Below are 23,827 nucleotides of genomic sequence, written 5' to 3'. Positions count from 1 at the left end.
TAAAGGGCCCTGCTGCCCGTATATTTTATTTCATTAATACATTTTTCAGATAGGTGTAGCTCTTGGTAATGCTTTCGTACGGGTCGATCGTAATTTTGTCCTGTTCTATAAACAAGTGTTTTACGCCGGCCTGTTTCGCTTTGGCAAATATGCTGCGGAAATCGATACTGCCGGTACCTACCTCTGCAAAGGTGACGCCGGTCAGCAGTTCCATCGACTTTTTTCCTTCGGTGCCGGCGGCGGTCAGACTGGCGGTATTGTTTTTATCCATGTCTTTCACGTGCCAGGCTACAAATCTGCCGGGAGCGGCCGCAAACAATTTTACCGGATCGAATCCGGATTTTACCGCCCAGAATAAATCCAGCTCAAAAGATACGAGTGCGGGGTCTGTAGCTTTCAGCAGGGTCTCATAGCCGGTAGTCTGGGTACCTGCCAGTTTTTTAAATTCCCAGTAGTGGTTATGATAGCCGATCTGGATTCCCGCTTTTTTGCAGGCTTCCCCGGCTTTGTTCAACTGGTCTGCCATGAATTTATAGTCATCCGGCGTTAGTGCCTGATCCCATAGATTGGGCGGCAGTACCGGTACGATGAAGTACTGTTGTCCCAGGGCAGCGGCCAGGTCTATCTGGGGTTGCAGGGCAGCTGCATTCCCGTTGCCGGGCGTTAAATATTCATTGAGCTGGTAATGGCCGCTGGGCGTGCTGAGGTGGTGCGATTGCAGCAACGATTGCAGCGCCGCAGGTTTGAGGCCCCAGAAAGTACCTTTGTCCTGTGCGCCCTGGTAGCCATAAAATGTTTCCACTTCATTATAGCCGATGGCCGCTACTTTGGCAATGGTGCCTGCTGCATCCTGTGCCAGCTGGTCGCGGAGGGTGTATAACTGAAGGCCTGTCTTTTTAGGTAAAGCCCCTGCTGCGGGCCGGGCGGACAAACTGCCGGGTAACAGCATACCTGCTGCCAGCAGGCCGGCTTGATGCATAAAGGAACGTCTGGACGTGTGCATACCTGATGATGTTTATAACGTGGATAATTGCATGTGCCGGGATGGCATTTCTGCGGAGTAAATTAATAAACGATTTTATCTTCTCACAAAATTTATCAAAAACAGGAAGCCGTTATCGTGATCATTCGCAGTAATCATCTGCCCGGAAATAACCGGCGGCAGCCGGCATGCATATTATTTTTACTATGCGTTTAATTCGTTGGAATGCTTTGCTGTAGCGAATTGGTGCGATTATGTAGCAGTGCTTTTTCTTTGATGGAATTGAAACAGATATAATTTTATTTAGTTAAATTGTTACGTACTAAATTACCCTAAACCGTATCTAAATGAATTTTGCATTCAGGAGGAAAAAGCAGGAGGAATCAGTACGGAAAAAATCAAGAATACGGGAATGGACAGAAGCGGCGCTTTTCGCAGTAGTGGCAGCCACTTTTATCCGCACTTTTATTTTTGAGGCGTATGTTATCCCCAGTTCTTCAATGGAAAGAACCTTGTTGGTTCACGATTATCTGTTTGTTAGTAAGATCAGCTATGGTCCCCGCATTCCCATGACACCGCTGGCCTGGCCTTTTACCCATCACACCTTGCCCTTTACCAAACAAACCAAAGCCTTTTCCACTGCGGTACAATGGCCGTATATGCGTTTGCCGGGACTAAGTGGCGTGCAACGGAATGACGTGGTGGTGTTTAACTATCCCTGTGGCGATACTGTGCTGAAAGACCAGCAGGGGAACGACGTTGATTATTACCCGAATATCAGGTCAGTAGGAGATTCTGCGCTGAAAAAGATATATCCGCTGCCGCCGGTGGTACGTCCGGTGGATAAACGGGAGAACTGGATTAAACGTTGTGTGGCGGTGCCGGGTGATTCCCTGCAGATTAAAGACGGGATGATTTATATAAACGGGAAAAAAGGATTTATCCCGCCGGCATCGATGGCGGAATACCTGGTGGTCATGCCCAATCATCATCCCATGAATGAGAAAAAGATGCTGGCATTGGATATCCATTCCGATGCCCGGCCAACGGGAGATTCCACCGAATTTATCTATAACCTTACCCAGGCCAATGTAGATACGCTGCGGGGATTGGGTGCGCGTATCAAACGCCGGTTGATGGATTGGTGGGATGGACGGGTATTTCCTTTTGATACGGACCGCTATCCCTGGAATCAGGATCAAATGGGACCGCTGTATATTCCGCAAAAAGGGGTGACCATTCACATTGATACCCTCGTTTTACCACTTTACCAGCGGATCATCGATACGTATGAACAAAATCAGCTGCAGGTAAAAAACGGTAAGATCTTTATCAATCATCAGGAAACCACTACCTACACTTTTAAAATGAATTACTACTGGATGATGGGAGATAACAGGAACGGCTCTACGGACTCCCGTTTCTGGGGCTTTGTGCCGGAAGATCATGTTGTAGGGAAAGCCTGGATTATCTGGCTGAGTTACCAGGAGAACCGGTTGAGATGGAGCCGGTTGTTTACGGTTATCCGATAGCGGTGACCAGGTAAAGCGCCACCATAATATCGCCATGGCGGTAAATATAATCGCGGATAAAACGCATACTGCTGACCATATGTTTTTTAACGGTATGGTGGGAGATGCCCAGTATGGCGGCGGCTTCCTCATAGCTTTTCCCTTCCTGGCGGCAAAGGCGGAATACCTTTAGCTGCTGGGCGGGCATCCGGGAGAGGGCTTCCGCGAAAAGCCGGTCGTATTCCTTGGTGCTGATGACCTGTTCGGTATGTGCAGCACTGGTGGCCTGCAGCTGTAACAACAGTTGTTCACGCATGTGTTCATCTGTTGCCAGCCGGGCAATCGTCTTGAACACATGGTTGCGGGCAATGCGATACAGATAACCACTGAAAGAAAGCTTTGGATTGATACGTTCCCGGATTTCCCAGATTTTAAGGAATACATCATGCACCAGGTCTTCCGCCAGGGACGGTACTTTACAGAAACGCAGCAGGTAAGTATAGAGGGAAGAATGGTAATGCCGGTAGATGCCGGAAAAGGCTGTTTCATCTCCCGCAATCATCCGTAGCAACAGTTCCTCTTCAGATGGCATACGCTCCATGTAAAAAGTTTAAAATACTTCCCGCCGGGGAGTCGTTAAATAAAGCAGTAAATATACAAATTACCCGGTCAAAGCATGGAAGCTTTGCCTTTATACCGACAGCGTAAAAGCCAGTGCCCTTTTCTCCGACCAGTAAAAATCTTCTCCGAATTTTACAAAGCCTACGTGTCCTCCGCTGTAAGGCGTTTCCAGGTGGAAATAAGGACTGTTGCCGGCGATGTCATAAGGAAAACAACCGCTTCCCAGAAACGGATCGTCTTTGGCATTGATCAGGAGGGTAGGGATACGGATATCTGCCAGGTATTTTTTGGAGCTGCAGTGTTCCCAGTAGGTCAGGGCATCCTTGAAACCATGTATAGGCGCGGTATAACGATCATCGAACTGCCGGAAACTTTTTATTTTATCATAATCTGCGAGATCGATGGTACCCGGAAACCGGGTTTGTTTCTGCAGGAGTTTATTACCCAGGTCCCGGATAAAACGCTGCATGTAAATCGTATTATGTCTTTTCTCCAGCTCACCGGAACTGTCTTTCAGATCTACCGGTACAGAGATGGCTACTGCCGACCGGATAACGTTCGACAAGGTATTGCCTTTTTCGCCTACATATTTCAGCGTTACATTGCCTCCCAGCGAAAAACCTACCAGGTGAATGGTTTTGTATTTATTCAGTGAAAGCAGGTATTGTATGACGGTATGCAGGTCGCCGGTTTCTCCGCTGTGATAAAAGCGGAGTTGGTGGTTGGGTTCTCCGCTGCAGCCCCGGAAATTTAATGATACCGTGTCGAATCCGGCATCATTAAAAATATGGACCATCCCCAGTACATATTTGCGGCCGGAATTTCCCTCCAGTCCGTGCAGGATGACTACGGCCCGGTCACTGTCTTTTTCGCTGAAATCCAGGTCCAGGAAGTCGTTGTCCGGGGTAGTAATACGTTGACGTCTATAGCTGGCCGGCCGGATACTCCGGAACAGGGAAGGGTAGATCGTCAGCATGTGGCGATTCTGCAATAAAAAGGGCGCTTGATAATCAGAATGATGTAAAACCGGCATATGGGGCAAAATTACGAATTACGCAGCAGGATTAACAAATGTTGCCGGTTCCGGCGCATGCCTCCTGGTTTGTTTGCGCTGTTGATAATGGCCCGGAAAATTTTTTTTCTGCGGAGGGTACCCTATTGGATCATTTTCGGATAGTATATCATGTGCGGTAGTGGTAAACCATGAAAGGAAAACATTTTGGGAAGATGTGGGCAGCGGAAAGATGCAGCAGACAGGAGGATCTCCCGTAATCCGATATTAACAGATGGAAGAACTTTTGCAAAAGTACCTGGACGGAGATTGTAGTGAAGCAGAGATACGCCTGTTGTATGAACAGCTGCAGGGGAAGGCCGCGTATCGTTCGTTGCTGACCGTGATGCAGGCGGATTTTGAGCGTATCCTGGCACAGCGCCCGGAGGTGCCGGCCGCGCTGAGTGATCGGATGGAAATGCGGTTGTTGCAGGCTATCGGACAAACGGACACAAAACAGCTGGGCGTATGGTATCGCTGGAAATGGATAGCAGCTGCGGCCAGCGTTGCGTTGCTAGTGACAGCAGGTACTTATTTTTTTATAGGCCGTAAACCGGCATCTCCGCTGGCTACCGGTAATATGGCCCTGCACGACATTGCGCCCGGCAGCAACAAGGCGGTACTTACCCTGGCAGATGGTGTGCAGGTAACGCTGGACAGCGCCGGCCATCAGGTGATACAACAAGGTAACACCACGGTGCAGCAAAAGATGGGACAGCTGCAATATGCAGCTGCGGGCAAAACAGCTGCCATTGGCTATAATCTGCTGACGGTACCCAGAGGCGGACAGTTTACCGTAGTACTGCCGGATGGCAGCCAGGTGTGGTTGAATGCCGCTTCCAGCTTACGTTATCCTACCGCCTTTACGGGGAAACAACGGATCGTGGAACTGCAGGGAGAAGGTTACTTTGACATCAAACCACAGGCACAGCAACCGTTTATCGTGCGTATCGTAGGACAGGAGATGGAAGTACAGGTATTGGGTACCCATTTTAATATTATGGCGTATACCGATGAGAAAGAAACGACTACCACGTTGGTACAGGGAGCGGTGAAGGTGAAAAAAGGTGCGGCCGAAAAATACCTGCAACCGGGTCAGCAGGCAGCCATGGATCATCAGACAGGTACTTTTACGGTACAGGAAACAGATGTCGCTGCCGTCACTGCCTGGCAAACCGGTTTCTTTGAATTTGATAATGCGGGCATCAGTGCTATTACCCGGCAACTGGCCCGCTGGTACGATATTGAAATAGATAATAAAACCGGTGACAGCCGGCAACGCTTTGGCGGCCGTATCAACAAAAATCTGCCGTTGTCTGAAATGCTGCATATGCTTGCGGCCAGCGGCGTAACGTATAAACTGGAAGGAAGGAAATTAACTGTTACAGCTACCCGGTAAATATTAAAACTGCTTCCACGGGCAGTCATCCACGTATTATGTATAAACTGAAAAACTGCACCCTTATGATAACAACTGAAACGGGTTAACCGCAGGATACCGGCATCCATAAAAAACCGGAAGTGCTCGCAACACTCCCGGCAATAAGTTGGGTGGCCGTTGATATCATTTGCTTATTAACGATTTCCTGTACTACCCAAACACTACAAAAGTATGCAATTAAACTTTAGTGGCAGGCTTTCCTGTGCCCGGAAACCACTGTCCGTTAAAATGTTCCGCGTTATGAAACTGACAGCCTTTTTGCTCCTCCTGGGATGTCTGCATATCAGCGCAAAAGGATGGACACAACAGATCACGCTATCTGAAAAAAATGTGCCGTTGAAAAAGGTGTTGAAAGAAGTAGCCCGGCAGGCGGGTGTTTCCGTTATCTACGACGAAGCCTTACTGGCAGCCACCCGGCCGGTTACCATCCGGCTGAAAAATGCCACAGTCAAAGAAGCCCTGGACGAATGCCTGAAAGGACAACCCATTACCTACATCATGGAAGGACAACGTATAACCCTTACCGATATTAAACCCGACCGGCTGGCAGCAGATACGGGTATCACCGTCACCGGCAGGATTATCAACGAACAGGGAGAACCGGTACCCGGTGCTACGGTGCGCATACAACATACCAATGCAGGAACCGCAGCAGATGTGAATGGCAGATTCACGCTCCGCGTGCCTGATAGCAAAAGCCTGCTGATCGTTTCTTTTATTGGGTATGACGCCCGTACACTGCCTATTACCGGCAGCACCCTGCAGGTGCAGCTGAAACCGGCGCAGACGGCGCTCACCGAAACGGTGGTAGTAGGATACGGTATTCAGAAAAAAAGTGTGGTCACCGGCGCTATCTCCAGTGTAAGGGCGGCGGATATTGCTTCACAGCCGGTAACCCGCCTGGAGCAGGTATTGCAGGGGCGTACCTCCGGATTAACTGTGGCCGCCAGCTCCGGTCAGCCAGGCTCCAGTGCTTCCGTCAGGGTGAGAGGAATCACTTCTTTCAACAACAACAATCCGTTGTGGGTAATAGATGGGGTAGTGGTAGATAATGGAGGAATCGGTTACCTGAATCAATATGATATTGAATCCGTGGAAGTGTTGAAAGATGCGGCTTCCCAGGCTATTTACGGGGCGCGTGCTGCCGCCGGTGTAATACTGGTGACAACGAAAAAAGGAAAGTCCGGCCGGCTTTCTGTTAACTATAACGGCTACTATGGCGTTTCTGCACCAGCCCGTAAATTGAAATTGCTGAATGCCACGCAATATGCTACACTTATCAACGAAGCGATGAAAGCAGATGGCAAAGCACCGGTGTATGATAATCCGGCTGCATTGGGAGAAGGTACCGACTGGCAGGCACAGATATTTAATCAACATGCTGTGCGGCAGAACCATGAAATCAGTCTCAGTGGCGGTAATGATAAATCCACTTTTTATACTTCCTTCGGATACCTGCAGCAGGAAGGCATTGTAGCGAGTGATATCTCCCGGTATCAGCGGGTAAACTTCCGGTTGAATACCACACATAAAATTACACCCTGGCTCACTTTCGGAGAGAACGTCGGTTATGGTTATGAAAAAACGATCGGTATCGGTAATACCAATAATGAATTCGGCGGACCACTCAGTTCTGCTATCAACCTGGACCCGATAACGCCGGTTGTAGAAACAGACCCGGCGAAAGCTAACGCTCCCCTGTATACGAAAAATCCGGTACGGCGCGATGCTGCCGGCCGGCCCTATGGTATTTCAGGTGTAGTAGGACAGGAGATCACCAATCCACTGGCCTATATTTCCACCCGCCTCGGTAATTACAACTGGTCGCATAATATTGTCGGAAATGCCTACCTGGAGATGGAGCCGGTAAAAGGGCTGAAAGTAAGATCCACCATCGGTGCTAAAATATCTTTCTGGGGAGAAGAAACCTTTACGCCGGTATCCTATCTCAATAGCTCTACGGTGAATTCCCGCTCTTCTTTCAAACGGGGAAATAACCAGGGGTATAACTGGAACCTGGAGAATATTATTTCGTATACCCGTCACGTTGGGTCGCACAGTTTTACCTTGCTGGGGGGCCAGGGCGCTTATATGGAGAACCGTACCAAAGCAACCGCTGTTACCTATTTTGATATTCCGGCGGAAAATTTTAAAGATGCATCACTCAATTTTAAAATAGCGGCAGCCGACAAAGTATCGGAAGGCAGTGAAGGGCTGGATCACAGAGTATCTTCTCTCTTTGGCCGCATCAACTATAATTATGCAGAGAAATATCTGGTGGAAGGTATCATCCGGCGTGATGGCTCCTCCCGTTTCGGACCCAATCACCGGTACGGCGTATTCCCTTCTTTCTCCGCAGGCTGGGTAGCCTCCAAAGAAAATTTCTGGCCGCAGAATAATGTGGTTGGATTCCTGAAATTCCGTGGCGGATATGGTGTTGTGGGTAGTGATGATATCGGGGATCTGGCCTATGTAGCTACCATCGGCAGCGGGCGTAACTATACTTTTGGTACGGAAGATAAACTGAGTGTAGGGTATAGTCCCAATGCGCCCTCCAATCCTGATCTGAAATGGGAATCTACCAGTCAGGCGAATATCGGGTTGGAAGCTACGTTATTACGTAATATCACGATTGCCTTTGACTGGTTTAATAAAACGACGAATGATATCCTGCAAAAGCCCCGTATTCCTTATTATGTAGGGGCTATTGACAATCCCGCGGCAAATATCGGTAGTATGAAAAATACCGGTGTGGAACTGGAAGTAGGCTATCATAATAAATTCGGAGAAGTAAATTTTTCTGTCAACGGTAATGTATCCTATCTTAAAAATACGGTTACCTTCCTGGGTACCGGTGTGACGTTGCTGGGAGATAAACAGGAAAGTTTTCAGGGAATGCCCCCTATTGTAAGAACAGAAGTAGGACAGGCCTTTAACTCTTTTTACGGCTATCGTTCACTCGGCATTTTTCAGACTCAGGCCGAAATTGATAGCTGGGTAGATGCCCGCGGCAAGAAGATACAGCCGGATGCGAAGCCGGGTGATTTCCGTTGGGAAGACATGAACGGCGACGGCGAAATCACGGATAAAGACCGCACTTTTATTGGTAACCCTACCCCTAACTGGACATACGGTATCACTTTCAATGTGGCTTACAAAGGATTTGATCTGATATTTTTCGGACAGGGCGCTGCGGGTAATAAAGTATTCCAGGGATTGCGCCGCCTGGATATTCCCAATTCCAACTGGCAGACCAAAGCGCTGAACCGCTGGACCGGTGAAGGGTCTACGAATGACTATCCCCGGATGACGATGGAAGATAAAAACAAAAACTTCACCAATCCATCCGGCTTTTATCTGGAAGACGGCAGTTATTTCCGGATCAAATCCCTGCAGCTGGGCTATACGATTCCTGCGGCCACCACCAAACGCATCGGATTACAACTGATACGCATATACGTCATGAGTGAAAACCTGTTGACCCTGACCAAATATACCGGCTATGATCCGGAAATCGGCGGTACCAATGCACTGAGCATCGACAGGGGTATTTATCCGCAGGCGCGTTCTTTTATGGCAGGACTGAATGTTACTTTCTGATCTTTTAAAACCGGATTAACAATGAGCAAAAAATACTTTACCTATATCACCGTGATGGCAGGCATGTGGTTGTTCGGCGCCTGCAGCGATAAATTCCTGGAAATAGAACCGAAAGGCAGTTACCTGGAATCCAACTATTACCGCAATCAAACGGAAGCCTTTAACGGCCTGGTAGCCGTGTATGATGTAGTAGGCTGGCAAGGCGGCGGATTCGTGACCAAAGTAGGGGCGTTGAATGCAGCAGCAGATGATCATTATGCGGGTGGCGGCGGATCATCGGATATGATGGCATTGCAGGTGATGTCTAACTGGACACTGACGCCGATTACCGGGCCGCAGGAGGAGTTGTGGAAAAAAGGATTTGCGGGCGTATTCCGTGCGAATATTATGCTGACCAAACTACCCGGTGTACCTATGGAGGAGCATATTAAAAAGCGTTATGAGGCGGAAACAAAATTCCTGCGGGCTTTCTTCTATTTTGACCTGGTACGGTTGTTTAAAAACATTCCGTTATTCACCAAACCGGTTACCACTGCTGAAATGTATGGTGTGGTACAGGCTACACCGGAAGCCGTATATGATCAGATAGAAGCGGATCTGAAAGCAGCCATTGCAGAAACGAATCTGCCGGATCAGGTGCCGCGGCAGGGAGAAGCCGGCCGTGTCACCAAAGGTGCGGCACATGCCCTGCTGGGAAAAGTATACCTGTACCGGCAAAAATGGACCGATGCAGCGAGAGAACTGGAACTGGTAAATGGCACTACCCCTGGCCAGGTAAATGCGGTGTATGGCTATAAACTGATTCCCCGCTTTGCTGATCTGTGGAAATCAGATGCAGTAAGTAAGTTCAGTTCGGAATCTATTCTGGAGGTGGCCTATAATTCCACCTCGGGTGGTGTATGGAGTGCAGTAGGCAGTACAGAAGGCAATCTGCTGAATATTATGACGGGACCAAGAGGTTACTCCACCCTGAAAGATGGCGCACCTGATTATGTTTCCGGCTGGAGCTTCCTGGTATTTACACCGGAGTTTTACCGGTTTATGCATGATGATCCGCGCTTTGGCGCTACCGTTGCAGACCTGGATAGTTTGAAGCGAAATGGCATTGCACGGTACGATGCCGGTTATATGAATACCGGTTATTTCCTGAATAAATTTGCCGGAAGGGTTTCCAATATTTCAAAAGGCGGCGGAAACCTGGAATTGAATTTTCCGCAGAATATGTATGAAATAAGACTGGCTGATACTTACCTGATGGAAGCAGAGGCGCGTATCAAAGCGGGAGAAAGTGGGGGCGCCGGCAGCCGCGCCTATGCCTTGCTGAATGCTGTGCGGGCGCGTGTAGGGCTGGGGCCTTTGCCTGCTACCTTTGATCATATTTTTAACGAGCGGCGGTTGGAGCTGGCCGGAGAAGGACATCGCTGGTTTGACCTGGTGAGAACCGGCAGGGCAGCGGCAGCATTAGGCAGCAGAGGTTTTATTGCCGGCCGGCATGATATCCTGCCGATTCCTTTGCTGGAAATGGAAAATACTAAACTGGAACAAAGCAAGGAATGGGGAGGAACGAAATGATGATGCGGATAAAAATAGGGACCTGTCTTGGCCTGCTGTTGATGATAACAGCAACGGCACAGCAGCAAAAACAACCGAAACCGGCAGCAGGGATACAGGTATGGCTCACCACACCGGACCGGTCTGCCCTGTTGCAGCAGCAGCCAGCATTGCGATGGCACAGCAAGGATAACGGTACACCTGTGATAACGATAGATCCGGCAATTACTTTTCAGCAGATGGATGGTTTCGGATTTACCCTCACGGGAGGTAGTGCCGATCTGATTCACAGCCTGCCGGAAAAACAGCAGGACGCCTTGCTGAAAGAGTTATTTCTGCCGGAAGGAAAGGGTATTGGTATCAGCTATATCCGCCTGAGTATCGGTGCTTCTGATCTCAGCGATACGGTGTTTACCTATGATGATATGCCGGCCGGACAAAGCGATCCGGATTTGCAGCATTTCAGTATGGCCCGCGAACAAAAGGCATTGCTGCCTGTATTGAAAAAAATAAGGACGCTCCATCCGGCAATAAAAATTTTAGGTTCACCCTGGTCGGCGCCTGTCTGGATGAAAACAAATTCCTCTTTTATCGGCGGTAGTTTGCAAGCGGGATATTATGCAGCATATGCCCGTTACTTTGTGAAATATGTACAGGCGATGCAGGCAGCAGGCATACGCATAGATGCCATCACGCCACAGAATGAACCGCTGCATCCGGGCAATAATCCCAGCATGTATATGGAGGCCGCCGCTCAGGGAACCTTTGTGAAAGATCACCTGGGGCCGGCTTTCCGGGCAGCAGGTATCACTACTAAAATCATCCTGTATGATCATAACTGTGACCGGCCGGATTATCCGTTGTCGATACTGAAAGATCCGGCAGCTTATCCGTTTGTGGATGGTTCTGCCTTTCATTTATATGCCGGAGATATCAGTGCGTTGTCGGTGGTACATGATCAGTTCCCGGAGAAGCATATTTATTTTACGGAACAATGGTCGGATGGAAAAGGTAGTTTTTCCGAAGAGCTGAAAGGCAATGTGAGTCGTTTGATCATAGGCGCCTGCCGCAACTGGAGCCGTAATGTGCTGCAATGGAACCTGGCGGCAGATCCGCAGTGGCATCCGCATACCGATCAAGGAGGCTGTACGCAGTGTTTAGGTGCGATTACGATTGATGGCACCACCATTACCCGCAATGTTTCCTATTATGTAATCGGACATGCCGCTAAATTTGTGCCGGCAGGATCAGTGAGAATGGCGAGTACTACTGTTCCGCAACTCGATAATGTGGCATTTCGTACGCCTGATCATAAAACGGTATTGATTGTTGTCAACCGGCAGGCGACCGTACAGTCTTTTCAGGTGCGCCTGAAAGGCCGGTGGATGTATGCCTCCCTACCGGCTGGTGCGGTGGCTACCTATGTCTGTAACTAAAGCATCACCCGTGATATTATTTGTTACCAGTGCTATAAAAAGCACTGGTATTTTTTTTCTGTTAAATAAAATTTACGTTTTGCGTAAATCTTACGCTTGTTTTTTAATGTTTTTTCATTTATGGTATATAGTTATGATACCGTATAACTGATGGCGTGGTGAAATGCAGTACGGATAAGGGTTGTGTTGATTTTTATCGTTGTTTGTGATTTTGTGAGATGATAATTTTTACGTTTACGGCAGATATTTTTACCGATTCGATCAATGAATGATGATCGTCCGTATTACTTTTGCCGTGTCAAATCAATTTTACTCCGCCAATAGATTTGTGAACAAGAGCATAAACATCCTTTCAATTTAGGTTACCTTACTGTTGCAGAATTTTATGAGAAAATCTAGCATTTTCCTGGCAGCATGCCTGTTGGCTATGGCTTGCCGGAAATCTGAAACCGCGCCGGATAGCGGACCTCCGGCGATTGCAAAAGAGCAATTTATTAAGAACATCGAGTCTTCCTATAGTAAGCAGGTGTTTATTAATTTCAAAACCGGGCAATTAACAACACAGCCCGAAGGCACCAACTGGGACCTTGGATTTTACAGCGCGCAGCTGAAAATAAACGGAGGCCCTATGACAAACCCCGTGCGTGATGGGAGGGCCCGTGCCGCTATTTTACCTGTAGCCTATAAAGACCTGAAAGAGTTGCCAGACCTGAATGGGCTGAAACAGGATATTGCCGGTGAAGACTTTGCACTCGGCTATCGTAGTGGTGGGAAAAGCTGGTATTATATGACCGATGAAATGGTATATATACCTTATCCCGGTAAATGTATATTCCTGCAAACCGCCGATGGGGAAGGGTTTGTAAAGATGGAAATACTCAGCTATTACCGGGATATGCCATCGCTGAAAGGGCAGACCTACAAGACCCTGAGCGAACGGGAAGGCTTTATTACCATCCGTTATCAATACATCGGAAAAAACGAAAAATTCCAGTAAACTACTGATACATGCGAATAATGAAACTGCCGGGCAGTGCTGCTATAGCATTGCTCTGTCTGACTATTGCCCTGTTTTCCTGCCGGAAAGATAATGATCCGTATAGTCGTTACCGTGACCAGGAACCTTTACCGGCGAAATACCGGAACCTGGTATTGGTATCTTTTACAGATAAAAAAACAACACCTTTTTCTTTGACGGCGCCACAGGCTTATCTGAGCCAACGTGCGATTGAACGCCGCCAACGGCAGCAAATAAAAATTGATTCCACCGATCTGCCGGTGGCCAAGCCTTACCTTGATTCTGTGCTGCGCCTGGTGAAAGGCCGGCTAATACATACCAGCCGTTGGCTGAACTATGCCGTGATACAATATCCGGATGATATGGATCCCAAAGTATTGTCTGCTCTTTCTTTTGTGAACGACGTACGCCCATGGGGGTTATATGAACCGGAAAGCATACCGGAGCTGCCAGGCAATGATATGATCGGTGGCGTTGCGCCGCAGGTGAAAACCGGAACCGATACTTTACGCGACCTGCCTGTCAGCGATAAAGGTTATGGTCGTACCTGGAAACTGATGAAGATGCATAAAGCCAAAGCACTGCATGAAGCAGGCTACCGTGGAAAGGGCAAACTGATAGCGGTACTGAGTGATGGCTTTGGTTATCTGCACGAAAAAAATGGCTTCAGTCATCTTTTCCGGGAAAATAAGATTGCTGCTACCTATGACTTTGTCAACAACCAGGAAAATGTTTACAACAGTGGAGATGGAGGTACCTATCTCACCGGTATCATGGCGGGATTGATACCCGGGGAGTATGTAGGCCTGGCGCCGGAAGCATCTTTTGCGCTGCTCCGGGTGGAAGCCAATGCTACCGAAGAGCCTGTGGATGAAACCAGCTGGATTGCTGCCATGGAATATGCAGACAGCATCGGTACTGATATCGTTTCTTCTTCCTCTGTATTCGGATTATATTTTGATGATCCGGCCTTTAACATCCGTCCGGAAGAAGCCAATGGTAAAACAGCGATGAGCAGCCGGGTGGCGGATGCCGCCTTTGCCAAAGGGATGCTCGTGGTGCAGATGCTCAATGGCGGCGGTGCACGTAAAATAGTGGCGCCACCAGCGGATGCCTTTAACGTCATTACTGCCGGCAACCTGCGGGAGTACAATGGCCGGGTGTTCGATGATTATAGCCCACTGAATACGCCTACTGCAGATGGTCGTATGAAGCCGGAGCTGGGCGCATTGTCCAGTGGGGTGCCTATCCTTGATTTCTATGGAGATGCCTATGATCTGGCATACAGCCCGCCTATTATAGCAGGACTGACCGCTTGTTTATGGCAGGCATATCCCAATAAAACAGCAACGGATATACGACAACTACTTTTCCGTGCTTCCGGCGACGGCAGCAAACCCAATAACATACGGGGATACGGTCTTACTGATTTTGAAAAAGCCCTGCTCTCCGGTAAATAAAACGTACATACATGAAATATTGGCTCATAGCAGGTTGTTTGTCTTTACTGATGACCGCCTGCAAAAAAAATAACGGCGACGAAGTAATGCCGGCAGCGGTAGTACCGAAAACAGTGGTAGACTATGTGTTGTGTAACGAAGGGATGTACCTGGTGAAATACAAACCGGTCTATAACCGCTATTACCAGGTAATCAGCCTCCTGAGAGGCGAACAGTTTGCCCCGGAATCGCAGCTGCAGCCGGTAGCTACTTTTTATTATTCCGATCAGCGGGAGGAAAGTATTCCCGATTCCGTACAGGTATATAATGTGCGCAGAAAAGTGGCTGGTGTCATTAAAGGTGATTATAACGTAGTGGTACATACGAAAAAAGATACTACGTATAATTATCCGGAAAGAAGAAACCGTTTCCTGGAAACTACTGGTGGCCGGACCCTGATGCTGATTGCCAATAAAGAAGTAGACTGGGGTGGTTCCGGCCACCTGGGTGGAAATAACAGTATTAAACTGATGAGCTACCTGCCCTATTTTAACAAACCTACGCTGCAGGACATGATCACCGGTAAAACGGATTATGGCAATGTAACAGGACTGCAACTACAGTTTACTGCAGCAGGATACCCGATACGGGTAGATTATACAGATAATTACAATGCGGCCTATACCCACATGATCGTAGCGTATCGCCAACCATAAATAATTTTACATGACACTTTATAGATTTCCGGCTATCGCTTGCCTCGCCCTTTTTTTTCTGATGGCCTGCGATAAAAAAACGGACCTCGACATAGCAGACCGTAAGGCAGTAGCAGCAGGTTTTCGCCTGAAAGCGGTGGTGAATAACGCACAGGATACCCTGGAGCAATATACCTATGATGCACAGCAAAGAATGGCTGCGGCTACGGTACGTGTGGCAGACAGATATGTATTTAAATATACGGATGGCGCCACCTTGCCGGCAGGAATGAATAATATCACCTTTACCTATGAACAGTCTAAACTGACAGCGGTGACAGGACCCAGAACAGTGACTGCTATTGAATATCCGGATGCCGACAGGATCGTTATACGCCAGACCCGGTATCCGCTGATTCCAAAACAACCACCGGTAAAAGATACACTGATACTATACCGTAATGCCAGCCGGGTGATTAACCGGGCTGCTTTATTACCGGAAGGCAGCGTCGCATCTTTTACCTATGATAATAACCCGATTGCCTATACGAATATTACAGATTATCTGTTGCCGGTATTGCTGCAATATCCTTTAAAGGAAATGATACCATCATTGGTGGCAGCCTATAGCGGGCATAACCTGTTGCGCTATACCCTGGGCCCAGGCATTACTGCCGGAGAAGTGCCGGTGATGAAAACAACGGATTACGCCTACCGTTTTGACCAGTTGTTGTTTGATGTACCTACGATGCAGGAACAACATAGTGTTACTACAGACAAGGTTTACTTTCTGTACTATTAAAATCATGCAATTATTATGAAGAAGATATTTTTTCTGATCAGTGTCTGTTGCGCGGGTTACACCGCTGCACAGGCACAGGAAGTGATCAGTGGTAAGATACAAAATCCGGCAGGGAAAGGCCTGGCTGGTATTGCGGTGGTAGCTGCCGGCAGCACGGATACTGTGCGTACAGGCGCCGGTGGTAAGTTTGCGTTAAACGTACCCGCCTTGCCGGTAAAACTATTATTACATGGCAACCACTACCTCTTTCAGGAAGTGCAGGTGACCAGCAATGATTTTCTCACCCTTATCATGAAAAATCAGGGACGGGAACTACAGGAAGTAAAGGTGAGCAGCCCCATCCTGAAACATGCCGCCAGTAATTTTGATGTGGTGGAAGTAGAAGGCGCCAAGCTGCAGTATACCTTTGAAGCCAACCCGGTTAATGCTTTACGGGCAAGGGTTCCCGGCTTGCAGATGAGTGCCACTGCCGGCGGTGTGACCTCCGGTACCAATATGGTGATCAGGGGAATGAAATCTGTAGTGGGTAGCAACCAGCCTTTGTTTGTACTGGATGGTATTCCTATTGAAAATGAAACTTCCGGCGCCAATCAGTTTGGCGGACAAGACTGGGGTAATAGCCTGAAAGAACTAAACGCCTATGATATTGCCAGCGTGACAGTGCTGAAAGGCGCTGCAGCGGTAAGCCGTTACGGCGCCCGTGGTTTAAACGGCGTGATCGCGCTCACCACACAAACAGCTACCGGTAATAAAGGCTGGCACTTTGAAGTGAATGGTGGCTATAGTATGGGAGAAGTGTACAGTGCGCCTTCCCTGATCAGCCCACAGGTGGCGAGAGAAAGCGGTGATCCTAAACTGGCATTCCTGGCCAATGCCAGCAATAACTACCTGCATTCCTTCCAGCGTGCAAATGCTCAACTGGGGAATGTGGTCATCAGCCGGGTAACGGATAAAGGAAAATACCGGTTATCCTATACCGGAGATTACAACAAAGGCACTTACTATGGTAATACCCTGGATAAGCACAATATTATGTTCCGTGCCGATAACCAATGGAGCCGGAAATGGCGCACACAGGCTGGTGTGATCTACAATCACAGCACCGCCCGTAATGCACCCAGTATCGGTGCGCAGAAATTTGCGTCGTTGGGTAATGCATTCATTGAGTATCCTACCGACTTTAATCCCGGCGCCAACCGCGATCCGCTGGAAAGCGAAACCGCCTGGTGGTTATACGGACAAAATGCCGCCAAAAAGAACCAGACCCTGCGCGCTTACCTGCAGTCTACCTGGGAGCTGTCTCCTTATCTGCAACTCGTAGCCAATGGCAGCTATTCTACTTATCGCACCCGTACCGACGAACATGCTACCGGTTATATGGAGCGGTTGCTGGGTAAAGAATCGCTGTATCATCAGGAGAAGGCCTATCGTAATAACGCCAAAGAATATACGAACGATTATCTGGCGAAGCTGCAACTGAACTATCAGCGGCAATTCGGGGAGATGGGTATAAAAGCCAGTGCTGCCTATGACTTCTGGCATACCAACGGTGGTATCCGTGGTACGGCATTTAATGCTGCCGATCCTAATGCAGCCCGTTTTGAAACCGGCAACGAATGGTTGACAATACAACGTTACAACGATGCCTCCGCTTTAAAGGAAGCCGCTTATTTTGATGTGCGCAATGCCAATCAGAAAACGATACATGGTGCTTTACTGGCATTGGAAGTGAGCTGGTTCAACAAATTATTCCTCACCGGTACTGCCCGGATGGATAACATCACCACTATTCCCGATCTGGACCCGGTAGGTAAGCTGAGATACCTGTATCCTTCCGTAGGCGCTTCCTATGTGATGCAGCAGGATCTCCGCCGCTGGACCGGCGCCGGCCTCCACTGGCTGGATGCCTTTAAGCTACGTGCCAATGCGGGCCGTACAGGCAATGTAACCGGTTTGTTTCATTATGCTTCCGCTGTTACCGGAGATATGGAATTGCCGTATCCTACCCATCGTACTTTGTATAAACCTTACTATACCAGCAATGGTAACTGGGGGATGCGTAACTACCAGACAGGTTTCTCCATTGAAAATGCCTGGGAGTATGAGCTGGGTGCAGAATTCAGTGTGCTGAATGATCGTATAGGCGGTAGCGTTACCTGGTATAACCGCAACACCGAAAATAAACTCTATGACATTGTAGCACCGCTATCTGTATATAACAAGCCACTCCGCTATGTGACTGCAGCAGTGAAAAACCAGGGCTGGGAAATACAGCTGAATGCGGTACCGGTATTAACCAAAGATTTCAAGTGGACCACTACGTTGAACTTTGCCGCCAACCGGAACCGTTTTGGAAAAATCACAGCATCCGGCAGCGATCAGTTGTCGCTGGGCGCCAGCCAGCAGGATGTAAGCCTGATGGGAACCCTGCAGGGAAGTTTTGGTACCCTGTTATCTTCTTATGCCCATAAGTATAACGGCGACGGACAGCCTTTGCTGGATGCTGCGCTGCAGTATGTGCCTTCCGGTGTACCGGTGAAAATCGGTGACGCTACCCCCAGCTGGATTGGTGGCTGGGAAAATAGTGTGGAGTTTAAAGGATTCCGCCTGAGCTGCCTGCTCGATGTGAAAATGGGAGGTGATGTGTGGTCTGGTACCTATGCCTTGCTGTATCAGCGGGGAGCGCTGGAAAATACCGCATTTGGTCGTACAGCAGGACTGGGTGGTATCCGCCGGATGACCAAAACCTGGCATACCGATCCTGAAACGGGTAAGAACGTGGTGGTGTATCGGGAAACCTATGATGGTATTGCACCTAAAGGCGTCTTTGACGGCGGTGTAACCCTGTATGGAAAAGATGTGAGCGGACTCACTTTTCAACAGGCACAGGAAGCTGTCGGCCGCGATGAAAAAGGAGAATACCGTTTGCAGCCACTGGCCGCCAGCGACTATTATGCCGGCTTCCATGACCGGGCGGGTGTAAAGGATGAAGCCGTGTTTGAAAACTCCTATATCGCATTGCGGGAAGTATCACTTTCCTACAAACTGCCGAATAAACTGGCGGATTGTCGTATAGGAGTTACCGGTAGAAACCTGGGATATCTGTACCGCAGTTTACCTTATGGTCTGAACCCGGATGGTAGTTACAACAACCGTAATGGCGGTGCATTTGAATATGCTGCTTTATTACCGGTACGTACCTGGGGAGCCTTTATTCAATTACGTTTCTAAAAAAGTATGATCATGAAAAAAATAATAATGTGGATGAGTGCTGCTGTTTTACTGGCAGCCTGCTCTAAAAAAGATGAACAACCGGAGCCTGCGCCGGCTCCCGGACAGGATGTGTGGATACGTGATTTGCCTGCAGGGGAAAAAGCGCCTGGTGATCCTACCGGTGGTAAACCGGATACCTTGTTTTTCAGTTTCCAGACAAATGGAAAAGTAGCGGGTACTGCGCAATGGGATATTGCTTTCACAGGTATTTACAACAGTACCATTATCTCCAATATACAGCGTAACAACTGGATGAGTATGCAACAGCAGGGATATGACGCCATTACAGGCCTGCCGGCGGCTGATTACAAGCTGTCTGCGGTGGGTAGCGGTAATGCGAGCCCTAACGGTTGGTTTAAGTATGATATCAATACACATGTGGTGGCTGCATTACCTGGCCGTACCATCCTGATCAAACAACAGGGAAAGACGGTGTACAAAATGGAGATGATCAGTATCTACAAAGGAAATCCAAAGGCGCCGACGGTGGAAACACCGGCTCCTTACCTGCATTTCAGGTATGCCATGTTCCGGTAGTAATGTTATGCTTATCTTAAGATAACGTCGTCCGCTTTCCATTCCGCAGCGCAATGCTTTAATTTGCGCAGTTTTTTCCTATATCAACAAACATAACGCGTGTATGCAATAAAGCCTCCTGTTTCGTCCGGGAGGCTTTTTATTTAATGTTTTTTTCTCCTTTTATAAGCTTCCTTTCTCATTTTTACAGAACCGTCGCAAAATTTTTTAACTTGTTGCCGCATATACAGGAATGTATGTATTTACAACAGTGAACAATGATTTTATAGTGCCTGTACCCCTGGCGAGCTGCTGTTAACCCGCTATCCGTCCATACTCCATCACTTCAAAATACTGTATCTTTCCGGCAAATTAATACAGGTTAAATGGCACAGTTAAAACTATTTATGCTATTGCTGGGTTGTAAACCAGCGGGGCGGAATACAGAGCAGCATGATGTATTTTTTGGCATTGCAGCACAGCTGCGGGACCTTATTCCGGATATTCAGGCTTTTTGGCCGGAAGCAGCAGAAAAAATACATATAGATGGCTGGCGGGAAGTGAATACGGTAGGTAATTACCGGGTGGAAGTAGTGGCGAAGGAAACCGTTGTTGCACAGGCAGAACAGTTATATTTTCTTAACCTGGGTGGTTATAAGCCCGGTGAAATGGAAGAATTTCATTATAAGATCATCAGTGTAAATAAAGATATCAGTGAAGCGATACAGCAGGCTAAACAAACAACATTCTTCAAACATACCTCAATGGATAGTGCACCTGCACATGTAGATGATAAGTATGGAGTGGATGTGGATGATGTGTTTCCGGTAACGGATATTTTGCCCGCACACTGGAAAGAAAAATACCGGTTGCAGCTGACGCCGGTAACAGCAGCGGAAGAAGATGCTTTGCAACTGGGTTATTTCCCATTAAGTAAAATATAACATGTTAGCGGGAACGCGTGATCACGCGTTCCCGCTAACATTGTACAGGCTTTTGCCGGAGATCAATAAGCATCGTCGCCGCCTGCCTTGTCTTCGTCTGTTACTTCTTCTTCTTCTTCATCTTCATCTGTGAAATCATCCTCATCTGGTTCATCCAGGTCAAAATCATCCTCATCTTCCTCCTCCTCCTCCTCTTCTTCATCTTCAGGACCATCTGTAAACAGGGCAGTATAAGTGTATATATTCCCCGCTTTTGTTATTGGCATATCAGATTCCAGTGCAGTACCAACTGCATAGGGAGCCAGTGTTTGCTTTTCCATAAGTTAAGATTTAGCACGCAGTGATTTAATGACAATATAGGCAAAACAAAGACTGCGCCAGCGGGATAATTGTTAATTAACAATGAGATAAGAAACACGTGCTGCGACATCGTTGCACAAACCGGGGCAGTTATGCACATGACCGCGTAAGTCCTGCACCAGTGTGGTTATTGACGCATATATAAGGGCAGACAGATATTAAAAACGGCGCCTTGTCCGGGTTCGCTGAGTGCGGTTATTTTCCCATGATGATTTTCCGTTATCTTTTTACATACGGCAAGGCCGATACCCGTTCCGCTATATTTATCATGCGTGTTTAATCTTTTGAAGATATTAAATACCTGGTCTGCATATTTTTGTTCAAATCCGATACCATTGTCCTGAATGGAAATATGCGTATAGTCGTTGTCGTTAGTGACGGAGATATGTATAGCAGGGTCTTTTTCCACAAATTTCAGGGCGTTGCCGATCAGGTTCCGGAACAGCTGGTGTAACTGAAGAGAAATACCGGGTATAACCGGCAGCGGATCGCAGGTGATACGTGCTTTTTTCTGTTCTATCAGTAGGTCAAACTCTGTCAGTACATTATTCATCACGGTTTCCAGATGAATGGGTTCAAATGGAATATCATGCGCCGACAGGCGGGAATAATTCAACAGGTCATAGATCAGCTGAGACATTTTTTCCGCTGACGCATTGATTTTGGGAAAATATTTTTCAATATTGGCGGGGTCCTGTGGTTTTTGCAGGATCAGGCCGGAGAAGGTTTGTATTTTGCGGAGCGGTTCCTGCAGGTCGTGGCTGGCGATATAGGCAAATTGTTCCAGCTCCTGATTGGACTTTTCCAGTTCTGCATTAAGGCGGGTCAATTCCCGGGTTCTTTCCTGCACGGTTTTTTCCAGCATTCCCCGGAAGGCCTCTTCTGTTTCCCGCAACTGTAATGCCGCCTGTTTGGCATCGGTGATATCGCGGGCTATTTTGGAGGCGCCTATGATTTTACCCTGACTATTGATGACAGGGGAGATAGTGAGAGATACTTCTATCAGTTCCTGCTTTTTATTGAGCCGCTGGGTTTCGAAATGTTCTACCCGGATGCCTTTTTTTAAATGAGCAATAATCTGCTGCTCTTCTTCCAGTTTATCCGGTGGCATCAGCCGGAGAATGGATTGGCCGATCATTTCTGCTGCACTATAACCAAACATTTTTTCCGCTGCCTTATTCCAGCTCACAATAATACCATCCAGTGTTTTACTGACGATGGCATCGCCGGATGATTCCACAATGGCCGCCAGCAGTTCCGCTTTTTCCTTGTCTGCTTTCTGAGTGGTAATATCTACCAGCATATTGATGGCTCCCTGGAACTGGCCATTTTTATCAAAAATAGGCTGTGGGTTAGGCAGGATATGTCTTCTGGTACCATCGGGTTTTTCGATGATGATTTCCTCCCCGGTAACAGCTCTTTGTTCTTTAAGTGCAACAGCCATAGGGCATAAATGAAGCGGCATCGGGTTGCCATCAGGATAGAATATCTTCCAGGAGCCGCACCACATATCTACGCCGATAACGGGTGTCCGACCCCACAGCAAGGTGGCGGCTTCGTTGAAGATGGTAATATGACCGGTGGTGTTGCAGGTATAGATAGCTGCAGGGAGCGAGTCCAATACCTGTTTGTACAATGATTCCTGTTCCCATCTGTTAGTTGCTGCCGGCTGTAATTCATGACGTGTATGCGGTTCCATCTTGCGCGGTTCGTTTTTTTGAGGGTATAGGAGATAGGTGTACTGATCAGCAGACCAGCAGAATGTCTTCCAGTTTCTTTTTCAGGTCATGAACATTGGGCTGTTTGACAATATAGCCGTTTGCTCCATGATTCCGGGTATCGTTCATATCTCTCAGATCGGTGGAGGTAGAATAAATCATTACAGGTACTGATAACAATCGTTCAATTTTCCGGATTTCATGCAGGCATTCTTTCCCATCCATGCGCGGCATGTTGAGATCCAGGAATATCATGTCAGGTAAAAAAGTATACTCTTTATAAAGCATATCCAATGCTTCCTGACCATCACCCGCCGTAATACAGGTAATATCCTGGCGGATTTCCTTCAATATGAGCATCAGCATTTCCTGATCGTCCAAATCGTCATCTATCAGTAAGCAGGTGAATGTGTTCTTCCTCATTGTTTAGTAAATTAGGTTTTTACATATGGTAGATATGCTGGTAAGCAGCAGGGAGTTATTACTAAAGTTAGGATAAAGATCCCAATAAACGGTCATTATCATGTGGTTATTATGAATGGTGCTGCCAGGACGGTGCACTACTGCCTTGCATAATGGCTATATTGGGTTGTAACATAATTATGATGTGGTGCCGGATTATCTGTGGGGACAACCGGTTGTCCCGCTGATACAGGCATTGACCGGCAATCGTCTCATCCGGGAAGCTCCCCGCCCCCGTTTTGTACGGATAGGTGCAATAGCCGGTCGGCATTTGTCGGTGCCTGCAGCCGCATTGCGCAGCTCCCGGCTGGAAATTTATGGCAGCGGTGGTGGCGGAGTAGCGCCAGACCTGATTTACAGCAGCTCCCAAAGCATAAACGCCTTATCCGGACATGCGTGATACCGCT

General features: G+C 48.0%; 19 protein-coding genes. 13 read left to right on the top strand and 6 right to left on the bottom strand.

Features of this window, described 5'->3' with window-relative positions; translation table 11 throughout:
• Positions 1–25 precede the first annotated feature (25 nt).
• On the bottom strand, positions 26–1,003 hold the full coding sequence (locus OL444_RS28060) for a sugar phosphate isomerase/epimerase family protein (RefSeq protein WP_264727830.1): 978 nt from the start codon (positions 1,001–1,003) through the stop codon (positions 26–28).
• 326 nt (positions 1,004–1,329) lie between these two features.
• Between OL444_RS28060 and lepB the strand changes: the two genes are divergently transcribed.
• Complete coding sequence (gene lepB, locus OL444_RS28055) at positions 1,330–2,514, top strand: signal peptidase I (protein WP_264727832.1); 1,185 nt, start codon at positions 1,330–1,332, stop codon at positions 2,512–2,514.
• On the opposite strand, the gene OL444_RS28050 is transcribed toward lepB, so the two are convergent.
• Positions 2,504–3,094, bottom strand: coding sequence for an RNA polymerase sigma factor (locus OL444_RS28050; protein ID WP_264727835.1), 591 nt, complete (start codon positions 3,092–3,094; stop codon positions 2,504–2,506). The genes lepB and OL444_RS28050 overlap by 11 nt on opposite strands.
• A 90-nt stretch (positions 3,095–3,184) precedes the next feature.
• Entirely contained in the window at positions 3,185–4,090 is a 906-nt protein-coding gene (locus OL444_RS28045; RefSeq protein WP_264727837.1) for a YheT family hydrolase, read from the bottom strand.
• Between the two features lie 310 nt (positions 4,091–4,400).
• Here OL444_RS28045 and OL444_RS28040 point away from each other — a divergent pair, with 310 nt between their 5' ends.
• From OL444_RS28040 to OL444_RS27990, 11 genes are all read left to right on the top strand, one after another.
• Positions 4,401–5,564 carry a FecR family protein gene (locus tag OL444_RS28040; protein WP_264727839.1) on the top strand — a complete coding sequence of 388 codons (1,164 nt, stop codon included), beginning with the start codon at positions 4,401–4,403 and terminating at the stop codon, positions 5,562–5,564.
• 282 nt (positions 5,565–5,846) lie between these two features.
• Positions 5,847–9,206, top strand: a complete 3,360-nt coding sequence (locus OL444_RS28035; RefSeq protein ID WP_264727841.1) for a TonB-dependent receptor — start codon at positions 5,847–5,849, stop codon at positions 9,204–9,206.
• Positions 9,207–9,227: 21 nt separating this feature from the next.
• On the top strand, positions 9,228–10,778 hold the full coding sequence (locus OL444_RS28030; RefSeq protein WP_264727843.1) for a RagB/SusD family nutrient uptake outer membrane protein: 1,551 nt from the start codon (positions 9,228–9,230) through the stop codon (positions 10,776–10,778).
• Positions 10,760–12,193 (top strand): glycoside hydrolase family 30 protein, encoded by a 1,434-nt coding sequence (locus OL444_RS28025; RefSeq protein ID WP_264727845.1) that lies wholly within the window; start codon positions 10,760–10,762, stop codon positions 12,191–12,193. The genes OL444_RS28030 and OL444_RS28025 overlap by 19 nt, the downstream gene beginning before the upstream one ends.
• A 385-nt stretch (positions 12,194–12,578) precedes the next feature.
• Positions 12,579–13,190 carry an HmuY family protein gene (locus OL444_RS28020; RefSeq protein ID WP_264727847.1) on the top strand — a complete coding sequence of 204 codons (612 nt, stop codon included), beginning with the start codon at positions 12,579–12,581 and terminating at the stop codon, positions 13,188–13,190.
• Positions 13,191–13,201: 11 nt separating this feature from the next.
• Positions 13,202–14,671, top strand: a complete 1,470-nt coding sequence (locus OL444_RS28015) for a S8 family serine peptidase (protein WP_264727849.1) — start codon at positions 13,202–13,204, stop codon at positions 14,669–14,671.
• Between the two features lie 11 nt (positions 14,672–14,682).
• Positions 14,683–15,366 carry a hypothetical protein gene (locus tag OL444_RS28010; RefSeq protein WP_264727850.1) on the top strand — a complete coding sequence of 228 codons (684 nt, stop codon included), beginning with the start codon at positions 14,683–14,685 and terminating at the stop codon, positions 15,364–15,366.
• A 10-nt stretch (positions 15,367–15,376) separates the two neighbouring features.
• Complete coding sequence (locus OL444_RS28005; protein WP_264727852.1) at positions 15,377–16,147, top strand: hypothetical protein; 771 nt, start codon at positions 15,377–15,379, stop codon at positions 16,145–16,147.
• Positions 16,148–16,162: 15 nt separating this feature from the next.
• A complete protein-coding gene (locus OL444_RS28000; protein ID WP_264727853.1) occupies positions 16,163–19,378 on the top strand; it encodes a TonB-dependent receptor plug domain-containing protein in 3,216 nt (1,071 codons plus the stop codon).
• Between the two features lie 12 nt (positions 19,379–19,390).
• Positions 19,391–19,957, top strand: a complete 567-nt coding sequence (locus OL444_RS27995) for an HmuY family protein (protein WP_264727855.1) — start codon at positions 19,391–19,393, stop codon at positions 19,955–19,957.
• A 365-nt stretch (positions 19,958–20,322) separates the two neighbouring features.
• Entirely contained in the window at positions 20,323–20,880 is a 558-nt protein-coding gene (locus OL444_RS27990) for a DUF1543 domain-containing protein (protein WP_264727857.1), read from the top strand.
• 62 nt (positions 20,881–20,942) lie between these two features.
• Here the strand turns inward: OL444_RS27990 and OL444_RS27985 are convergent, their stop codons facing one another.
• The 3 genes from OL444_RS27985 to OL444_RS27975 all read right to left on the bottom strand — a co-directional run bounded on the left by OL444_RS27985 (position 20,943) and on the right by OL444_RS27975 (position 23,381).
• Positions 20,943–21,200, bottom strand: coding sequence for a hypothetical protein (locus OL444_RS27985; protein WP_264727859.1), 258 nt, complete (start codon positions 21,198–21,200; stop codon positions 20,943–20,945).
• 167 nt (positions 21,201–21,367) lie between these two features.
• Positions 21,368–22,939, bottom strand: coding sequence for a PAS domain S-box protein (locus tag OL444_RS27980; RefSeq protein ID WP_264727861.1), 1,572 nt, complete (start codon positions 22,937–22,939; stop codon positions 21,368–21,370).
• 46 nt (positions 22,940–22,985) lie between these two features.
• The gene (locus OL444_RS27975; protein ID WP_264727863.1) at positions 22,986–23,381 is read right to left on the bottom strand and encodes a response regulator; all 396 of its coding nucleotides are present in this window, start codon (positions 23,379–23,381) and stop codon (positions 22,986–22,988) included.
• A gap of 187 nt (positions 23,382–23,568) precedes the next feature.
• Between OL444_RS27975 and OL444_RS27970 the strand changes: the two genes are divergently transcribed.
• Positions 23,569–23,820, top strand: a complete 252-nt coding sequence (locus OL444_RS27970) for a hypothetical protein (protein WP_264727865.1) — start codon at positions 23,569–23,571, stop codon at positions 23,818–23,820.
• The last annotated feature ends 7 nt before the right edge of the window (positions 23,821–23,827 follow it).

This window comes from Chitinophaga nivalis, from assembly GCF_025989125.1.
Taxonomy (GTDB): Bacteria; Bacteroidota; Bacteroidia; order Chitinophagales; family Chitinophagaceae; genus Chitinophaga; species Chitinophaga nivalis.
This window is presented reverse-complemented; position numbering and strand designations above follow the sequence as displayed.

Excerpts from the sequence above, each read along its gene's own strand:
- OL444_RS28030 (WP_264727843.1), top strand. The coding sequence starts at position 9,228 with ATGAGCAAAAAATACTTTACCTATATCACCGTGATGGCAGGCATGTGG.
- OL444_RS28010 (WP_264727850.1), top strand. The coding sequence starts at position 14,683 with ATGAAATATTGGCTCATAGCAGGTTGTTTGTCTTTACTGATGACCGCC.
- OL444_RS28045 (WP_264727837.1), bottom strand. The coding sequence starts at position 4,090 with ATGCTGACGATCTACCCTTCCCTGTTCCGGAGTATCCGGCCGGCCAGC.
- OL444_RS28025 (WP_264727845.1), top strand. The coding sequence starts at position 10,760 with ATGGGGAGGAACGAAATGATGATGCGGATAAAAATAGGGACCTGTCTT.
- OL444_RS27975 (WP_264727863.1), bottom strand. The coding sequence starts at position 23,381 with ATGAGGAAGAACACATTCACCTGCTTACTGATAGATGACGATTTGGAC.
- OL444_RS28060 (WP_264727830.1), bottom strand. The coding sequence starts at position 1,003 with ATGCACACGTCCAGACGTTCCTTTATGCATCAAGCCGGCCTGCTGGCA.
- OL444_RS28040 (WP_264727839.1), top strand. The coding sequence starts at position 4,401 with ATGGAAGAACTTTTGCAAAAGTACCTGGACGGAGATTGTAGTGAAGCA.
- OL444_RS27995 (WP_264727855.1), top strand. The coding sequence starts at position 19,391 with ATGAAAAAAATAATAATGTGGATGAGTGCTGCTGTTTTACTGGCAGCC.
- OL444_RS28050 (WP_264727835.1), bottom strand. The coding sequence starts at position 3,094 with ATGGAGCGTATGCCATCTGAAGAGGAACTGTTGCTACGGATGATTGCG.
- OL444_RS28015 (WP_264727849.1), top strand. The coding sequence starts at position 13,202 with ATGCGAATAATGAAACTGCCGGGCAGTGCTGCTATAGCATTGCTCTGT.
- OL444_RS27990 (WP_264727857.1), top strand. The coding sequence starts at position 20,323 with ATGGCACAGTTAAAACTATTTATGCTATTGCTGGGTTGTAAACCAGCG.
- OL444_RS28005 (WP_264727852.1), top strand. The coding sequence starts at position 15,377 with ATGACACTTTATAGATTTCCGGCTATCGCTTGCCTCGCCCTTTTTTTT.
- OL444_RS28035 (WP_264727841.1), top strand. The coding sequence starts at position 5,847 with ATGAAACTGACAGCCTTTTTGCTCCTCCTGGGATGTCTGCATATCAGC.
- OL444_RS27980 (WP_264727861.1), bottom strand. The coding sequence starts at position 22,939 with ATGGAACCGCATACACGTCATGAATTACAGCCGGCAGCAACTAACAGA.
- lepB (WP_264727832.1), top strand. The coding sequence starts at position 1,330 with ATGAATTTTGCATTCAGGAGGAAAAAGCAGGAGGAATCAGTACGGAAA.
- OL444_RS28000 (WP_264727853.1), top strand. The coding sequence starts at position 16,163 with ATGAAGAAGATATTTTTTCTGATCAGTGTCTGTTGCGCGGGTTACACC.
- OL444_RS27985 (WP_264727859.1), bottom strand. The coding sequence starts at position 21,200 with ATGGAAAAGCAAACACTGGCTCCCTATGCAGTTGGTACTGCACTGGAA.
- OL444_RS28020 (WP_264727847.1), top strand. The coding sequence starts at position 12,579 with ATGAGAAAATCTAGCATTTTCCTGGCAGCATGCCTGTTGGCTATGGCT.